The 14,653-nt window shown below is 70.3% G+C and carries 18 protein-coding genes; 7 read left to right on the top strand and 11 right to left on the bottom strand.

Annotated elements, in window-relative coordinates; genetic code table 11:
* Positions 1–3: 3 nt before the first annotated feature.
* Positions 4–195 (top strand): hypothetical protein, encoded by a 192-nt coding sequence (locus tag ABZ885_RS15460; RefSeq protein WP_360187907.1) that lies wholly within the window; start codon positions 4–6, stop codon positions 193–195.
* Here ABZ885_RS15460 and ABZ885_RS15455 read toward each other — a convergent pair whose 3' ends face one another.
* From ABZ885_RS15455 to ABZ885_RS15435, 5 genes are read right to left on the bottom strand one after another with little or no spacing between them, the layout of a single operon-like run.
* Complete coding sequence (locus ABZ885_RS15455; protein WP_360187905.1) at positions 196–732, bottom strand: glycosyltransferase; 537 nt, start codon at positions 730–732, stop codon at positions 196–198.
* 58 nt (positions 733–790) lie between these two features.
* On the bottom strand, positions 791–1,663 hold the full coding sequence (locus ABZ885_RS15450) for an NAD-dependent epimerase/dehydratase family protein (protein WP_360187903.1): 873 nt from the start codon (positions 1,661–1,663) through the stop codon (positions 791–793).
* The gene (locus ABZ885_RS15445) at positions 1,660–2,259 is read right to left on the bottom strand and encodes a methyltransferase domain-containing protein (protein WP_360187902.1); all 600 of its coding nucleotides are present in this window, start codon (positions 2,257–2,259) and stop codon (positions 1,660–1,662) included. The genes ABZ885_RS15450 and ABZ885_RS15445 overlap by 4 nt, the downstream gene beginning before the upstream one ends.
* Positions 2,252–2,974, bottom strand: coding sequence for a hypothetical protein (locus tag ABZ885_RS15440; protein WP_360187900.1), 723 nt, complete (start codon positions 2,972–2,974; stop codon positions 2,252–2,254). The genes ABZ885_RS15445 and ABZ885_RS15440 overlap by 8 nt, the downstream gene beginning before the upstream one ends.
* Positions 2,971–3,954, bottom strand: coding sequence for a glycosyltransferase family 4 protein (locus ABZ885_RS15435; RefSeq protein WP_360187898.1), 984 nt, complete (start codon positions 3,952–3,954; stop codon positions 2,971–2,973). Before ABZ885_RS15435 ends, ABZ885_RS15440 begins: the two co-directional genes overlap by 4 nt.
* Before the next feature lie 381 nt (positions 3,955–4,335).
* On the opposite strand from ABZ885_RS15435, the gene ABZ885_RS15430 reads away from it, so the two are divergent.
* From ABZ885_RS15430 to ABZ885_RS15420, 3 genes are all read left to right on the top strand, one after another.
* Positions 4,336–5,451 (top strand): hypothetical protein, encoded by a 1,116-nt coding sequence (locus ABZ885_RS15430; RefSeq protein WP_360187896.1) that lies wholly within the window; start codon positions 4,336–4,338, stop codon positions 5,449–5,451.
* Between the two features lie 2 nt (positions 5,452–5,453).
* Positions 5,454–5,711, top strand: coding sequence for a hypothetical protein (locus ABZ885_RS15425; protein WP_360187894.1), 258 nt, complete (start codon positions 5,454–5,456; stop codon positions 5,709–5,711).
* A 466-nt stretch (positions 5,712–6,177) separates the two neighbouring features.
* The gene (locus ABZ885_RS15420) at positions 6,178–6,495 is read left to right on the top strand and encodes a hypothetical protein (RefSeq protein ID WP_360187893.1); all 318 of its coding nucleotides are present in this window, start codon (positions 6,178–6,180) and stop codon (positions 6,493–6,495) included.
* A 44-nt stretch (positions 6,496–6,539) separates the two neighbouring features.
* Here ABZ885_RS15420 and ABZ885_RS15415 read toward each other — a convergent pair whose 3' ends face one another.
* Complete coding sequence (locus ABZ885_RS15415) at positions 6,540–7,061, bottom strand: flavoprotein (protein WP_360187891.1); 522 nt, start codon at positions 7,059–7,061, stop codon at positions 6,540–6,542.
* A gap of 77 nt (positions 7,062–7,138) precedes the next feature.
* On the opposite strand from ABZ885_RS15415, the gene ABZ885_RS15410 reads away from it, so the two are divergent.
* A complete protein-coding gene (locus tag ABZ885_RS15410) occupies positions 7,139–8,329 on the top strand; it encodes a helix-turn-helix transcriptional regulator (protein ID WP_360187890.1) in 1,191 nt (396 codons plus the stop codon).
* A 90-nt stretch (positions 8,330–8,419) separates the two neighbouring features.
* Positions 8,420–9,004, top strand: coding sequence for a hypothetical protein (locus ABZ885_RS15405; RefSeq protein ID WP_360187888.1), 585 nt, complete (start codon positions 8,420–8,422; stop codon positions 9,002–9,004).
* A gap of 188 nt (positions 9,005–9,192) precedes the next feature.
* Here the strand turns inward: ABZ885_RS15405 and ABZ885_RS15400 are convergent, their stop codons facing one another.
* The 5 genes from ABZ885_RS15400 to ABZ885_RS15380 all read right to left on the bottom strand — a co-directional run bounded on the left by ABZ885_RS15400 (position 9,193) and on the right by ABZ885_RS15380 (position 13,780).
* Complete coding sequence (locus ABZ885_RS15400) at positions 9,193–9,438, bottom strand: helix-turn-helix transcriptional regulator (RefSeq protein WP_360187886.1); 246 nt, start codon at positions 9,436–9,438, stop codon at positions 9,193–9,195.
* A 426-nt stretch (positions 9,439–9,864) separates the two neighbouring features.
* Positions 9,865–10,356, bottom strand: coding sequence for a cytosine permease (locus ABZ885_RS15395; RefSeq protein WP_360187932.1), 492 nt, complete (start codon positions 10,354–10,356; stop codon positions 9,865–9,867).
* A 14-nt stretch (positions 10,357–10,370) separates the two neighbouring features.
* Positions 10,371–11,402 carry a TIGR03842 family LLM class F420-dependent oxidoreductase gene (locus ABZ885_RS15390; RefSeq protein ID WP_360187885.1) on the bottom strand — a complete coding sequence of 344 codons (1,032 nt, stop codon included), beginning with the start codon at positions 11,400–11,402 and terminating at the stop codon, positions 10,371–10,373.
* Between the two features lie 93 nt (positions 11,403–11,495).
* Entirely contained in the window at positions 11,496–12,926 is a 1,431-nt protein-coding gene (hydA, locus tag ABZ885_RS15385; protein WP_360187884.1) for a dihydropyrimidinase, read from the bottom strand.
* An 11-nt stretch (positions 12,927–12,937) separates the two neighbouring features.
* Positions 12,938–13,780, bottom strand: a complete 843-nt coding sequence (locus ABZ885_RS15380) for a nitrilase-related carbon-nitrogen hydrolase (protein ID WP_360187882.1) — start codon at positions 13,778–13,780, stop codon at positions 12,938–12,940.
* 490 nt (positions 13,781–14,270) lie between these two features.
* Between ABZ885_RS15380 and ABZ885_RS15375 the strand changes: the two genes are divergently transcribed.
* A complete protein-coding gene (locus ABZ885_RS15375) occupies positions 14,271–14,591 on the top strand; it encodes a hypothetical protein (RefSeq protein WP_360187880.1) in 321 nt (106 codons plus the stop codon).
* Positions 14,592–14,653: the final 62 nt, after the last annotated feature.

Genomic DNA, 14,653 nt, shown 5'->3' with positions numbered 1-14,653 from the left:
CTCATGACCACGCCGCAGCAGACCGTGTCCCTCGAAGCAGTGCTGCGCGAGTACCAGGCGATGCATGCCGACCAGGCACTCGCCATCGCGCAGCTGCGGGCTGCTCTCGCCGAGCGCACCAGCGAGCTTGCCGCAGAGCGCGAGAGGAACGCAGCCGCCGCGGAGCGGCCAGCCGGCGGCCATGGCGGGCGGTAGTCAGGCGGCGTCGCCACGTCCGGGTTGGCCCGAGGAGTTGGCGCCGTGGCAGTTCCAGATCCACGTGCGCCGGGGCAGGTGAACAATGCGGGCTCCCAAGCCGAGGCATTCCACGGTGAACTGGAAGTCCTCGCCATAGCGCTCGCCTCCGATCAGCGCCCCGGGTGGGGGTTCCCGGAACCCGACGGCCTGGGCGAGTTCGGTGCGGACCAGCGTCGTGATGGTGGTCTGCGTCGGGTGCTCGGGGTCGAAGACCTTTCCGAAATGCGGCAACGGATCAGAGCCGAATCCTATCGGCTCGTACCAGCTATACAGGTAGTCCGCGCCGGTCTCCTGGGCGCAGGCCAGGAGGTCGGCCAGGTGGTTGGGCTTGAGCTGGTCATCGCTGTCGAGGAATGCCACCCACTCGGTGGTGACCTTCCGCAGCCCCCGGTCCCGGGTTACCGCGGCACCGGACCGCTCCAAGTCCTGCTCGATGACGATCGCCGCCGCGGGCAGGGTCTGGCCGAGGACCGAGCCGATGGCCCTCTTGGTCATCCCGTTGCGGACCCTTGCAGGGTGCGTCGGGACGACGACGGTCACTCCGGGTGTGAGGTCAGTCGTTGAGTGCACGACGGATTCCCTCCTCAAGGCTGACCTTCGGCTGGTAGAAGGAGAGCAACCGAGTCGGGTCAGCGACACGGTACTGGACACCGTCGGGCGCGTCGAGGATGTGCTTGAGCTGGGGCCGGTAGCCGGCCTGTGTGCACACCATCTCGGCGAGTTCGTTGAACGAGGTGGCCCGGCCGGTGCCGATGTTTGCCGGGCCTTCGATGTCCTGGTCAACCGCGGCGAGGGTGGCGCCAACGACATCGTCGATGTGGACCCAGTCACGAACCTGCCGGCCGCTTCCCCAGATCGTGAACGGGTCGTCGCCACGGCGGGCGCGGGCGATGAAACTGGGGAACGGGTAGTCCAGGCTCTGGTCCGCGCCGTACCCGGACATCGGGCGCAGCACCTGGACACGGCAGCCTTCAGCCTCTACGTAGGGCACCAACTGCTCGCCGGTCAGTTTGGCCAGGCCGTACGTGGCGTCCGGCGGTCGGGGCGTTGCGAAGTCGATGTCGTCCTCCCGGAGCCGGTGTCCGGAGTCTTCGCCTTGCAGGTCGATGGGGTAGGCAGCGCTGCTGGAGTAGTAGACAGCCCGCCTCGTCTTGGATGCGGCGAGCCAGCGCATGAACCAGGCGTCGAGGGCTAGGTTGGTGCCGACGCCGAGTGGGCTGCCGTCGATCGACGCCCGGCCTCCGATGATGGCTGCGCAGTGGATAGCCAAGTCGTACCGAGTGCGGTCGGTGCGGAACAGGTCGAGGGCATCGCCGCGGTGTGCGGGCCGAAGGTCACACGTGGTGACCTGGTGTCCGCTGCCTTCAAGGGCGTGGTGGAGATGTCGGCCGATGAAGCCTGCGCTGCCGGTGAGTAGGACCTTCATCGTCGCTCCCCGAGGATGATCTGGAACTGCCCGACCGTCTCGTGCCGCAGCACCTGATAGCCGCCCTGCTCGATCAGGGCCCGGTAGCCGTCGTGGTCCCAAGCCCAGGCGTGGCACTCGTCGTGGGACGCGGGAGTCTCGTTCCAGGGCGACGAAGCGACGAGGAACCTCGCCGTACCGCCGATCCATCGGACGGCCTCATGCGGGTCGGCCAGGTGCTCCAGAACCTCGGTGCACACGGCAACCGTGCCGGGCGACACGAGATTCCTGTCTGCGCCGAACGCGTCGAGGGGGAACGCGCGGACGCCACGCTCCTGCCAGCCGGCCCGGTTGGACGGCTGGAAGTCGTAGCCCCAGCACGCCAGCCCTGCGGCCTGGAGCAGGGAGAGCAGGCCGCCGTCACCACAGCCGAGATCGGACACCGTCCGGTCGGCCTCCGGAAGCCGCTCGGCCGCGACCAGGACCAGCTCGGCGGCCTTCTCTAGCCGGGGACGGTGGATGGGCTGCTCCAGGTGCGGGGCGCGCTCGCGGTCGGCATGGAATGCGGCGGTGGAGACGTGCGGTACGTCGCCAGCGAAGAGCTTGTACTCAGCCACGCTGGTTCTCCTTGATCTGCTGGACCCAGCGGTCGAGGTCCTGGTCCCGCCACTGCTCGAACACGGCGCGGTCGGCGTCCGAGCGTGCGTCCGTGTTGCACTCGGCGTAGCCCTCGTCCCACTCGGCCCGGCCTGCGATGGGGTGCATGTGCTCGATGACGACCTCGGGCAGGTAGGTGATCGCGTCGAGAGCGCGTCCTAGCTCCAGCCACGCGTTGTCGCACCACAGGTGTACGAGCCCCGGCGGCACCATGTGGCCGGTGGCCCGGATGATGTCCGAAGTCATCGCTACCTGGGTCGGAAGGCTGGGGCCCTGGATGAGGTCGTTGCCGTAGACGAGGCCGGTACCCAGCCGGTCCAGCTCGTCGATGTACCGCTGGTCCCAGCCGAGCGTGCGGGGCCGGTGGTCGTCGCCCATGAAGGCGATCCGCGGGCAGGACGGCGCGACCACAGGCGCGACCGCGTTGAGTGTCCCTCCAAGGCGCAGTCGGGGCCCGGTCACGAGCCAGAGCTGCTGCCTTCGCGTGGGCAGGTCGGCGGCCCCCCGTACTTCAGCGACGACGGCCTGGTACTCCGGCAGTCGCGGGTCGTCCTCGTCAACGCAGGCGACGAGGACGGTCGCCGCGCCGCAGGTCTGCGTGAGCGACTCCCAGAGGTCTCGCAAATTCTGCGGCCGGCCCCGCGTCGGGACCAGCACCACCAGGTCAGGCTTCATCCGAGAAGCACCTCCTCCCAAGCGTCTACGTGACCTTCGATCGTCCAGCCGGCAGCCTGCTGGCGGGCCGCGGCGCCCATCTCTGCGCGGGCAGCGGGGTCATTGACGAGCTCGCCGAGATAGCGGCCCCATTCGTGGTCCCGCCGGACGAGGTAGCCGGTCACGCCGTGCCGCACGAACTCGGCATATGGCCCGTAGTCGGAGGCGATGACGGGGATGCCGAGGGCGGCCGCCTCCAGGGGGCGGAGCGGGCTCTTGGAGGCGTTGAACGGATGCGCACGTAGAGGCGCGAGCATGATGTCGTAGTCGATCGCCCGCCAGTAGTCCGGCACGCTCGGCGTCCACGGCGTGACCCTGACCCGTTCCCGGATGCCCATCTCGCGGGAGTAGTCGGCGCCCATCAGGTGCAGCTCGGTCTGCGGGTTGCGGCGCATGACCTGCCTGAGCTGGCCGCCGAGTTCGGCGACGTCCATGGCGTGGGTGCCGGAGCCGCCCCAGCCGATGGTGACGGTGCCGTCGCGCCGGGGACGCTCGTGTTCCAGCAGCCAGGCCGGCAGGTAGTTGGGGATCACCACGACGTTGGGGTTGTAGCGGCGGACCTCGTCGGCGAGGGCCTCGGTCGTGACGGTGACGGCGTCTGCTGCGCGGAGGTTGGCTTCCAGCCGGCTGGTGATGTCGGGCTGGGAGTAGAAGGCGTGCGCGATCGGGCTGCTGCTGTCGACCTTCCACAGGTCGTCGTCCAGCTCGTACACCAGCCGCGGCCGCTCCCCGGCGGGTACCCGCGACAGCTTCTGCCAGGCCGCCGAGGGGCTGTCGTTGACGATCCTCTGCCCAAGCAGCGTCCGTGTCTGCAGACCCGCGCTCATCCGCTCGGAGCACAGCGTCTGGTGGCCGCGGCCGGCGAGCGTGGCGAGGGGGAGCTGCAGCCGGAGGTATCCGCAGCCGGTGCGGTCGGCAAGCCACCCGAAAGCGTCGAGCATGTAGGGCTCCAGCGGGCGTTGCGGGCATTGCGGCGGGGCCCGTGCCCGCATGACCGGGCCCCGCTGGCAGCGGGGCGGACGAGGCGCGCCGGGCTGCTGCCGCAGACCGTACGATCCGCGACGCACGCGGGTAGAAATGCAGGTCAGCGCGTTGCGGGCCGTTCCTGTGGGGGCGTGATTCTGGGAGTGCGGGCCCGGCGTGGGGGCGGGCACCTGTCCGGCTGGAGGGCTACCGACTGGGGCCCTGACCTGCGGCGGGCCCGCACTAGTCCTCCGACGGCAGGGATGGGATGTGAGGCCGGTGAGCGACGCACGGTGCACAGGTGGCGCGGGTGGCACCGCAGTGGAGGAAGCGGCACTGACCTCTGTGAGAGTGATCTGATGCCCGAACTCTGGATGCCCGGGGCAGAGATCCACGACATCGGCGACCACGCCCCAACCGACGGCGGCCCGGCCAAGGCCATCGCGCACATCACCTGGGACAAGAACGCGACCGCTTCGGCGCCGCAGGACTGGGTCAGCTTCGATTCGCTGGTCAACTACTTCACCGGCTCCGGGCAGGGCTCGGCGCCGCACATCATCTGGGACCCGTTCACCGGGCGCGTAGCCCAGCTCCACCCGGCCAACTCCCGCTCGAAGTCCGTGGTCGACAGCACCGGGGGCACCCGCACCAACCGAGCCGGCTCGGTGGTCATCCAGATCGAAGCGGTCTTCTTCCCCTACTGCCGCTACCAGGGCCGCGTCTATCCCCGGCTCGCCGACACCCCGTGCGCCGGCTGGGACCGCCTCAACGCCTGGGTCCTGTCCTGGGGCGTGCCCGACACATGGCCTATGGGCAAGCCCGTCGACTTCTCCTCCCACCGCGACGAAGCGACCTGGGAGACGCAGGCCGGCTGGTACGCGCACGCCCACGTGCCCGAGAACGACCACCAAGACCCCGGCTCGTGGCCCACCTTCACCACGGCCAATGGTCCGCAGCCGACGCCCTCACCGTCCGAGGAGGACGACATGCCCAGCCTCGCCGAGATCGACACGCTGATCCAGCAGCGCCTGGCCGCCGAGCGCGACATGACCGCGCACGCCACCCTGTACTGGCTGACCGTCGCCTACGGCGGCCTCCAGGACGACCCCGGCACGCACCCGCTCGCCGCCGTCATCCCCGCGCTCCGCAACCGCCTCGCCGCTCTCCCCAACCAGGTCTGGTCCCACAAGCTCCCGCACCTGCGCGACGACTGGACCAAGGACGGCGACCTGGAGGCGTTCTGGTACGTCGCGGGGAAGGACGTATCGGACCGGGCGACCGAGCGGTCCTTCGCCGAACTGAAGGCCCTCCTCTCGGCCCAGGGCGCAGCCATCACCGCCCTCGCCCAGCAGGTCGCCGCCGGAACACCCGTCGACCCGGACGAACTCGTCGCCAGGATCCAGGCCGCGATCGCGGGCATCGAGATCCACCTCACGACCGCCGGAACCCCCGCCCCCACCCCGAAGGAGTCCTGACCATGAGCACGCCCGACCTCCCGAGCGCCGACACGATCGTCAAGACCGCGTCGGCCTACGCGCGCGACCTCCTGGAGCGCGTCCTCACCACCTTCGTGCAGTCCTTCATCGCCGGCATCGTCGTGACCCAGCCCCTCAACGGCCCGATGTGGTACGCCGCGGGAGCTGGCGGGGTGGGCGCGGCCCTGTCCCTCGTGAAGGGGATCGCGGCCCGCTGGTGGGGCGTCGTGAACTCGGCGTCGCTCGCCAAGGGGGTCTGATGCGTGCGGCGGTCCGCAGGGCCATGCGCCGTGTGGGCCGCCGCGGCGCGGTCCTCTCCCTCAAAGGCCTCATGGCCCTGTTATACGGCTGCAGCCTGCTCGTCCAACCACCCACCGACACACGCGGCATAAGGCTCCTCCTCGACCTCATGCCCCTGCACGCCTGGGGGTGGACATGGATCACCGCCGGCGCACTCGCCATGCTGTGCGCGTGGCGCCCACAGGGCCGGGACTGGCCTGGCTACCCGGCCATCTACTTCGTAGTTGCCCCGTGGGCTCTGGGCAGTTTGGCGTCGTGGTGGTTGTACGGCAACCCGCGGGGGTGGGCAAGCGCCGTGGTGTGGGGCGCCTTTGGCGGGGTCGCGGCAATCGTTGCCGAGTGGCCGGAGCCGAGGCACGGTGACGGGGCGGAGAACTGATGAGCGCGGAGTCTTGGGCGGCGGTGAGTGCCCTCGGGGTGTCTGCAGTGACGCTGGCCGGCACGGTGTACACAGCCCGGGCCGGCCGGAGGACGCGCGGCCAGGAGAGGCGGGACGACTTCACCATCGTGACCGACCGTATGGAACGCGAACTGGAGCGCCTCGCCAAGCGGTTGGATGAGCAGGAGCTGGAGGCAGTCCAGCAGAAGGCCCGCCTTGCGGGGCAGGAGTACAGCATCCGCTACCTGGCGGGCTGGGTCCGGTCGATGGTCGGCTTCATCAGGGCGTCTGGCTTGGAGCCGCCGCCGGCGCCGCAGCCGGTGCCTGAGGACGTGCGGCCGTTCCTGCAAGGACTGGATATGTGAACGCCCCCGCCCGGCCGCGTGCCGGGGCGGGGGCGCATCGTTACTCAGGCGCCAGCAACTGCGTCCAGCGCCACCGCCCATGGGTAGGCAGCCGGGTTACCCGTGCCCGGCGGGTTCGGCACGAACCCCCCTTCCCCCAGCAACACCCGCACCCCAGACTCCCGCAGCGTCTCCACACTGCGCCCCATCTGCGGATGAGCCGTCAACGCCTCATTCGTGCAGGGCATCACCGCCATCGGAATCCGCCGGCCAATTGCCTCCGCCGCGAATCCAGCCACCCACGACGGCGTGATCCCGAGCGCAATGCTGTTGATCGTGTTCAACGTCGCAGGCGCCACCAACACCGCATCCGCAGGCGGGAGAAGATCCGGCTCGCCCGGACGACGGAACCGTGACTTCACCGGATACCCGGTCAACTCCGCCAGCAACGGCAGCTCCGGCTCCAGCCACGATGCCGCCGTAGGCGTCAACCCCACCACCACCCCCCACCCCCGAGCCTGAGCCTGCTCGACTACTACCGGGAACGACAGCACAGGGGGAGCAGCAGACCCCAGCAGATACAGCACACGACCAGTCATGCCGCCACCCAACCCGCCGCGCCAGGTGGACCGCAAGTCCGCTCACAGCGCGGTAGGTTCAGCGCATGGACGAGCAGACCACCGGTCAGAGAATCGCCGCCACGCGGCGCCACCACGGCCTCACCCAACAGGCCCTCGCCCAGCTCGCCGGCATCAGTACCAGCCACCTCGCCCACGTCGAACAAGGCCACCGGCAGCCGACGTCAACCGTCCTCGCCGCCATCGCCCGGGCCATGGGGGTATCGGTACCCGACCTCACCGGCCAGCCCTACATCGACGAACTGCGACGCGAACACCTCGACGGCCTCATCCAACCCCTTCGCGAGGCCCTGGACATCCACGACCTCGGGGCCGACCCAGACCTCCGCCCGCGGCCCCACCACGCGATCGACAGCCACGCCCAGCAGCTCGCCTCACTCATCCGCTCAGGTGAACTTCGAACCGTCGCTGGCGAGCTCCCCGCCGTCGTGACCGAGGCCACCACCGCCGCACACAGCAGCACCAGCACGGGCCCCTGGCGCACGCTCGCGATCCTGTACCGGTGCGGCTACGACATCGCCTCCAAGCTCGGCTACCACGACCTCTCCATGACGGCCCTCGACCGCTCCGGGTGGGCGGCCGAGCGAGCCGGAGACGCCAACCTTGCCGCGGTCCGCCAGTACAACCGGTCACTCGGGCACCTCCGCGCAGGGAACTACAAGGTGGGCATGCGCCTGGCCGAGCTCGCCCGAGCTACCGCTGCCCAGGCCGATCCGGGCCAGACGCGCGACGCCGTCACCGGCCAGTCGCACCTCGCCTCGGCAGTCCTCGCCGCCAGGGCAGCTGATGCCGACACTGTCGAGGAGCACATCGCCGCAGCTGCCCGGATCGCAGCCCGAACGGGCGAGATCCCCCGCGAGCTGTGGCTTTCCTGGGGCGGCACGAACGTCAGCGTGCATCACGTGTCCGCGCTGATCGACCAGATGAGGTACGCCCAGGCTCTCGCACTGGCCCGCACCCTGCAGATCCCCCGCGACTGGGCGGCGTCACGCGCAGCCCACCACCACGCCGAGATCGCCCGCGCCTACCTGTGGACCGGAAAGCCGGCACGGGCGCACCGTGAAATTCTCCAGGCGCGCCGCCTGGCTCCGCAGCAGACACGCCTCAGCCCGATCGTCCGCGACACCGTCACCGGGCTCCTGCGGTCCGGCCGGGCCAAACACGGCGGCACCCACACCGTGGACGCGTACGCCCGCTGGATCGGTCTCCACCCCTAGACCAAGATCCGGAAACTATCTCAAAACTGGGATAGTTACGGCCCACCACCCACCACAGACTGTCCTCTCCCCACCCGCAAGGAGAGGCGCATGCTCCCCCTCTGGCTCCCGCCCTACGACACCGTCCACGCCATCCAAGCCGGCATCCACTGGGACGCCATCTGCCTTCCTCAGCAGGTCGGCCTCGCAACCCTGGCTGTCCTCGACATCACCCCGCCCGGGCCCGGCCCCACCATCTGGGACACCCGCCGCGACCCCCGCCTCTACCTCCTCACCCCCGTCACCGACCGCCCCGACCTCACCGGAACCCCCGGCCGGCACCTCACCCACGGCAGCCACCTCGCCGTCCCCGGCCCCGAACTCCTCACTCCGCCCGGACTCCACTGGATCGTCCCGCCCACCCCCGACGCGCTGAACCGGCTCAACGACCTGGCCACCGTCGTCAACGCCATCCGCCGGGCACTCGGCGCCTCCTGGGTCACCCACCGCATCCCAGGCCAGCCCGACCGCGAGATCCTCGCCACACACAGCCAGATCCACGGCACGGCCTGCATCAACTGCAGCACCGACGGCACCACCCTGCGGCCGGCCGGGCACGTCTACACTCCCGCGCTCGGCGGGTGCGGATATGCCGTGACCGCCTGCACCCCGTGCCTGGACGGGGCTCTCCAGTGACCAGCCAAGAGGTCAACGAGAAGCCGATCGTGATCCGATTCGACTACCGGCCGAATGGCACCTACATCTCCGCCGAGTGCCAGTTCGGCGCGCACTGGGCATGCCCGGGCAGCCTCAGAACCAGCCCGCAGGAGAAGCCTCTGCGGTGCCAGTGCGCAGCCGTCGGCTGCACGTGTGCCCAGGGGCCTCTAGGGGTACTCGGACGGGAACAGATCGGCGGGGGGAACCTGTAAAGCGCGGGCGATCTTCAAGATCGCATCGGTTGACGTGGCATGCGACCCGGTCTCGGCCCGGTAGACGGTGTGCCTGCTGATCTCCGCGCGCTCCGCGAGGTCCTCCTGCGAGAGTCCTGCCCCTTCCCGGGCTGCCCGGATCCTTCGGCCTACCTGTTGTCGCAGGTGGTGGAGCCAGGCGGGGGTTTCGGAGGACGGCACATCTAGCTAACCTGCCGTGATCAAGCACAAGCGTCAGCAGCAGATCTGCAGCAATTGCAAGGGAGGAATGTCAGGCTATGTCCAACTCGCCCGGCTTGCCATACAGGCATCATTCGAACACGCCATAACCGCTCAGTAACACCTATGGAGTGATCGTCTGTACCCGTGTCACCGTTAGGCGCTCAAACACTCCAGGCGGGAAGTCGAACAACTCCCATGAGGACCATAGACAGTGACCCCCCATTCCCATCAGCGACTGTTAACCGGCCCTCATCCCCCGCAACATACACCGATCGTGCCGTTCCACCTCGACACGATCCGTCCCCACTCGCATCGCCGCAGGAGCGCCGTGAGCACCGCAGGACCACCACCCGAAACCTCACCCTTGTCGACGGCCGCTCAGCTCCGCGTGCGCCTGGCACGCGCTCAGATTGACGAGGTGCGAAGCACCGATCTCGCGGCGGCGGATCCCGTCGCGATGATGTTGATGATCGACAGGCTGTCCACCAGTCTGGACGGCCTCATCGACCTCGTGGAGGAGCTGGCTACAGGCATGCCGCCGGCTGCCCGCACCCGGTGAGGTGCGGCTCTTTGCACTTTAGAAATGCTGCTGGTGAGCAGCATCGGGACGAGCACGATCAGGTTGGCGAGGGCGATGGTGAGGACGGCCTGTTTCCAGTCCATGCCGAGGGCGACGAGGCCGGAGGCGAGGGTCCAGGAGGGGATGTTGTGGGCCATGCCGACCCAGAGGGCGAGGAAGTTGTAGGTGGTCCAGGTGCGGCGGGCCACCGGGACCGGGCGCAGGTCGTCGTTGGTGAAGCCGTTGCCGGGCAGGGCCGCGGCGGCCGGGTCCAACTCGACCCGGCCGTCCGCGTGCTGGATCTGCTGCGGGGCGGATCCGGTGCCGCCGTCCCCTATCGCGGCGGTGTCGGTCACGGGCGGCCCCCTTGGCGCAGCCGCGGGATGACGTCGGTGCCGTAGGCGTCGATGGTGGCTTCGACGGCGTCGTGCATGGCGTAGACGGCGAACTGGTCGACGCCGAGGGAGCGGAGCTGTTCCAGGCGGGCGAGTTGGGCGTCGACGGGGCCGATGAGGCAGAAGCGGTCGACGATCTCGTCGGGGACGAAGGCGGTGTCGGGGTTCCCCGCGCGGCCGTGGTGGCTGTAGTCGTAGCCCTGGCGGCCCTTGATGTAGTCGGTGAGGGCGTCGGGGACGAGGTCGGAGTGTTCGCCGTAGTGGGTGACCAGGTCGGCGACGTGGTTGCCGACCATGCCGCCGAACCAGCGGCACTGTTCGCGGGCGTGGGCGAGGGCGGCCGGGGAGTCGTCGGCGGTGACGTAGGCGGGGGCGGCGACGCAGATGCTGAGGGCGTCGGGGTCGCGGCCGGCCTCGGCGGCGGCCCGCCGGACCGCCTTGATCATGAACTCGGTGAGGTAGGGGTCGGCGAGCTGGAGGATGAAGCCGTCGGCCTGGCGGCCGGTCAGCGCGAGGGCCTTGGGGCCGTAGGCGCCCATCCAGATGGGCAGGGCGCCGCCGTCGCCCACCCAGGGCAGGTGCATCTCGGTGCCGTCGACCTCGACGGTGCGGCCCTCGGCGAGTTCCTTGATGGCGTGCATGGCCTCGGAGAGCCGGGCGAGGGTGGCGGGGTGGCGGCCGGCGACGCGCATGGCGGAGTCGCCGCGGCCGATGCCGCAGACGGTGCGGTTGCCGTACATGTCGTTGAGGGTGGCGAAGATGGAGGCGGTGACCTCCCAGGTGCGGGTGGAGGGGTTGGTGACCATCGGGCCGACGGTGAGCCGGGTGGTCTCGGCGAGGATGCGGCTGTAGATGACGAAGGGCTCCTGCCAGAGGACGCAGGAGTCGAAGGTCCAGCCGTGGGTGAAGCCGGCCTGTTCGGCACGGATCATGCGGTCGATGAGCAGGCGGGCGGGCGGGTCGGTCTGCAGGACGAGGCCGATGTCCATGAGGGGGCTCCAGGGAACGCGGGCCGCCGCCCGGGGCGGGGCGGCCGGGGTGCGGACGGCCGGCCCCGGGCAGCGGCGGACGGGCGGGGAGGGTCAGACCAGGTACTGGCAGGTGTCGCGGCGCAGGAAGGTGCCGTGGCCGGCCCGGCCGAGCCACCGGCCGTCGTCGAGCACGACGGTGCCGCGGGAGAGCACCGTCCGGGCGCGGCCGGTGAGCCGGCGGCCTTCGTAGGCCGAGTAGTCGACGTTCATGTGGTGGGTGGTGGCGGAGACGGTCTGCACGGCCGTGGGGTCGTAGACGACCAGGTCGGCGTCGGCGCCGGGCGCGACGGTGCCCTTGCGCGGGTGCAGGCCGAACATCCGGGCGGGCGTGGTGCAGGCGATCTCGATCCAGCGGCGCCGGCTGATGTGCCCGTCCACGACGGCCTGGTGGAGCAGGTCCATCCGGTTCTCCACGCCCGGGAGGCCGTTGGGGATCTTCGAGAAGTCGCCGCGGCCGAGTTCCTTCTGCCCGGCGTAGCAGAACGGGCAGTGGTCGGTGGAGACCACCTGGAGGTCGTTGGTGCGCAGCCCGCGCCAGAGCGCGTCCTGGTGCTCGCGCGGCCGGAGCGGCGTGCTGCACACGTACTTGGCGCCCTCGAAGCCGTCGGCGCCCTCCTCGGCGAGGTTGTCGGTGGAGAGGAAGAGGTACTGCGGGCAGGTCTCGCCGAAGACGTTGAGGCCGTCGTCGCGGGCCCGGGTGAGTTCGGCGAGCGCCGAGGCGGCGGAGACGTGGACGACGTAGAGCGGGCTGCCGGCGACCTGGGCGAGCTTGATGGCGCGGTGGGTGGCTTCGGCCTCCAGCAGTTCCCGCCGGACCTCGCCGTGGTAGCGGGGGGCGGTCCGGCCGGCGGCGAGGGCCTGTTCGACCAGGACGTCGATGGCGATCCCGTTCTCGGCGTGCATCATGGTCAGCCCGCCGTTGGCGGCGCCGCGCTGCATGGCGCGCAGGATCCGGCCGTCGTCGCTGTAGAAGACGCCGGGGTAGGCCATGAAGAGCTTGAAGGAGGTGGACTCGCCGGAGTCGACGAGGGCGTCCATCTCCTTGAGCACGCCGTCGTTGACGTCGGAGACGATGGTGTGGAAGGCGTAGTCGACGGCGCAGTTGCCGTCGGCCTTGGCGTGCCAGGCGTCGAGGCCCTCGCGCAGGGAGCCGCCGACGGGCTGGACGGCGAAGTCCACGATGGTGGTGGTGCCGCCCCAGGCGGCGGCGCGGGTGCCGGTCTCGAAGGTGTCGGAGGCCGCGGTGCCGCCGAACGGGAGTTCCATGTGGGTGTGGGCGTCGACGCCGCCGGGGATCACGTAGTGGCCGGTCGCGTCGATGACGGTGCCGGCGGTCCAGGCCTCGGCGGCGGAGCTGCCGGTGGCGGCGAGGGCGGCGATGCGTTCGCCCTCGATGAGGACGTCGGCGTGGAGTTCGTCGGTGGCGGTGATGACGAGGCCGCCGCGGACGACGGTGCGTTCGCCGGGGTCGCGAGTGGTCATCGGGCTGCTCCTCACGCCTCGGTCAGGGGTCCGTAGGCCTCGGGGCGGCGGTCGCGGTAGAACGCCCACTGCTGGCGGACCTGTTCGATCAGGCCGAGGTCGAGGTCGCGGACGACGAGTTCCTCCTCCTTGTCGGAGGCGACGTCGCCGACGAACTGGCCGCGCGGGTCGACGAAGTAGGAGGTGCCGTAGAAGTCGTTGTCGCCGTACTCCTCGGTGCCGACGCGGTTGATGGCGGCGACGAAGTACTCGTTGGCGACGGCGGCGGCGGGCTGTTCGAGCTGCCAGAGGTAGGCGGAGAGGCCGCGGCTGGTGGCGGAGGGGTTGTAGACGATCTGGGCGCCGGCCAGGCCGAGCGCGCGCCAGCCCTCCGGGAAGTGGCGGTCGTAGCAGATGTAGACGCCGACCTTGCCGACGGCGGTGTCGAAGACGGGCCAGCCGAGGTTGCCGGGCTTGAAGTAGTACTTCTCCCAGAAACCCTTGACCTGGGGGATGTGGTGCTTGCGGTACTTGCCGAGGTAGCGGCCGTCGGCGTCGACGACGGCGGCGGTGTTGTAGTAGACGCCGGGCTGGTCCTCCTCGTAGACGGGGACGACGATCACCAGGCCGAGCTCGCGGGCGAGGTCCTGCATCCGGCGGACGGTGGGGCCGTCGGGGACGGCCTCGGCCCAGCGGTAGTGCTCGGGTTCCTGGACCTGGCAGAAGTAGGGGGAGTTGAACACCTCCTGGAATCCGATGATCTTCGCGCCCTGGGCGGCGGCCTCACGGGCGTACCGCTCGTGGAGGGCGATCATCGATTCCTGGTCCCCGGTCCACCGGGTCTGGACGAGGGCGGCGCGGACGATCTGCGACATGGGTACCTCCGCAACTCCGGGGCCCGGCCGGGGGGACGGGCCGTCGGTCTGAGGGTTGACGGGGTGGTTCTGCCTGCGGGTCCACGTGGATGCGCGCGTCGGCGTACCCGCCGGCGGGCGCGCCGGCGCGCACGTCCACGTGCGTGTCTACGTGCGTAGAACGTGGTGCGTAGACCGTAGGCCCGGCCTTGGTGGCCTGACAATACGTCGGGCACAACGCGGCCGGGGCGGTCTTCTTGCGCGGACACGCAGGGACGAGTAGATGGGATGAAACGGTCATCTACCCCGCTAGCGCTCTCCTTACTCATTCGGGTGAATCCTGCGCGAGGCGCTGCGGATCGGGGTAGGACCCGCCATGATGCTGCTCCGGTGCGTCACCGGGTGGTGGCTGATGGTGATCAGTCGTGGTCGTTGGGGAGCCGGCGGAGGTCGGCGGAGATCGGCGGAGATCGGCGGAGATCGGCGGAGGTCCGCGGGGGGAGGTGTCGGCATGGCGGCCGTGTCCGAGGGGTGCCCGGCGCCGCAGGGTGCCGCGCCCGGGGAGGCTCCGGTGTCCGCGGGGCTGCCGGCGTCCGCGCGGTCCCCGCTGCCCGCGTGGGCGGGTGTGCTGCTCGCCCTCGCGGTGCCGCTGCCGGTCGTGACGGGCGGACTGCTGTTCGCCCACTGGGCGCCTGCGGTGCGGGGTGCCGCCCTGCAACTGGCCGGCTCCCGGGCGGCCGCCGAGGCCGTGGTCGGCGGGCAGGCCGCGGCGTACCGCGCCGCGCTCGCGGCCGACCCGTGGCTGCTCGGCGGACCGAGCGCTCCGGACTGATCAGTCCGTCCAGCTCCCGGTCGAGCCGCCGGGCCTCCTCCTCGGTCGAGCCGAGCACCGGG

Origin of the sequence: Kitasatospora sp. NPDC047058 (genome assembly GCF_040643935.1) — a bacterium.
GTDB lineage: Bacteria > Actinomycetota > Actinomycetes > Streptomycetales > Streptomycetaceae > Kitasatospora.
The sequence above is the reverse complement of the archived record's forward strand: the minus strand, read 5'-3'. Positions and strand labels throughout refer to the sequence as shown.

What these genes read in the sequence shown, in the direction of transcription:
- ABZ885_RS15460 (WP_360187907.1), top strand. Translation starts at nt 4, where the DNA reads ATGACCACGCCGCAGCAGACCGTGTCCCTCGAAGCAGTGCTGCGCGAG.
- ABZ885_RS15455 (WP_360187905.1), bottom strand. Translation starts at nt 732, where the DNA reads ATGACCAAGAGGGCCATCGGCTCGGTCCTCGGCCAGACCCTGCCCGCG.
- ABZ885_RS15450 (WP_360187903.1), bottom strand. Translation starts at nt 1,663, where the DNA reads ATGAAGGTCCTACTCACCGGCAGCGCAGGCTTCATCGGCCGACATCTC.
- ABZ885_RS15440 (WP_360187900.1), bottom strand. Translation starts at nt 2,974, where the DNA reads ATGAAGCCTGACCTGGTGGTGCTGGTCCCGACGCGGGGCCGGCCGCAG.
- ABZ885_RS15435 (WP_360187898.1), bottom strand. Translation starts at nt 3,954, where the DNA reads ATGCTCGACGCTTTCGGGTGGCTTGCCGACCGCACCGGCTGCGGATAC.
- ABZ885_RS15430 (WP_360187896.1), top strand. Translation starts at nt 4,336, where the DNA reads ATGCCCGAACTCTGGATGCCCGGGGCAGAGATCCACGACATCGGCGAC.
- ABZ885_RS15425 (WP_360187894.1), top strand. Translation starts at nt 5,454, where the DNA reads ATGAGCACGCCCGACCTCCCGAGCGCCGACACGATCGTCAAGACCGCG.
- ABZ885_RS15410 (WP_360187890.1), top strand. Translation starts at nt 7,139, where the DNA reads ATGGACGAGCAGACCACCGGTCAGAGAATCGCCGCCACGCGGCGCCAC.
- ABZ885_RS15405 (WP_360187888.1), top strand. Translation starts at nt 8,420, where the DNA reads ATGCTCCCCCTCTGGCTCCCGCCCTACGACACCGTCCACGCCATCCAA.
- ABZ885_RS15390 (WP_360187885.1), bottom strand. Translation starts at nt 11,402, where the DNA reads ATGGACATCGGCCTCGTCCTGCAGACCGACCCGCCCGCCCGCCTGCTC.
- hydA (WP_360187884.1), bottom strand. Translation starts at nt 12,926, where the DNA reads ATGACCACTCGCGACCCCGGCGAACGCACCGTCGTCCGCGGCGGCCTC.
- ABZ885_RS15380 (WP_360187882.1), bottom strand. Translation starts at nt 13,780, where the DNA reads ATGTCGCAGATCGTCCGCGCCGCCCTCGTCCAGACCCGGTGGACCGGG.
- ABZ885_RS15375 (WP_360187880.1), top strand. Translation starts at nt 14,271, where the DNA reads ATGGCGGCCGTGTCCGAGGGGTGCCCGGCGCCGCAGGGTGCCGCGCCC.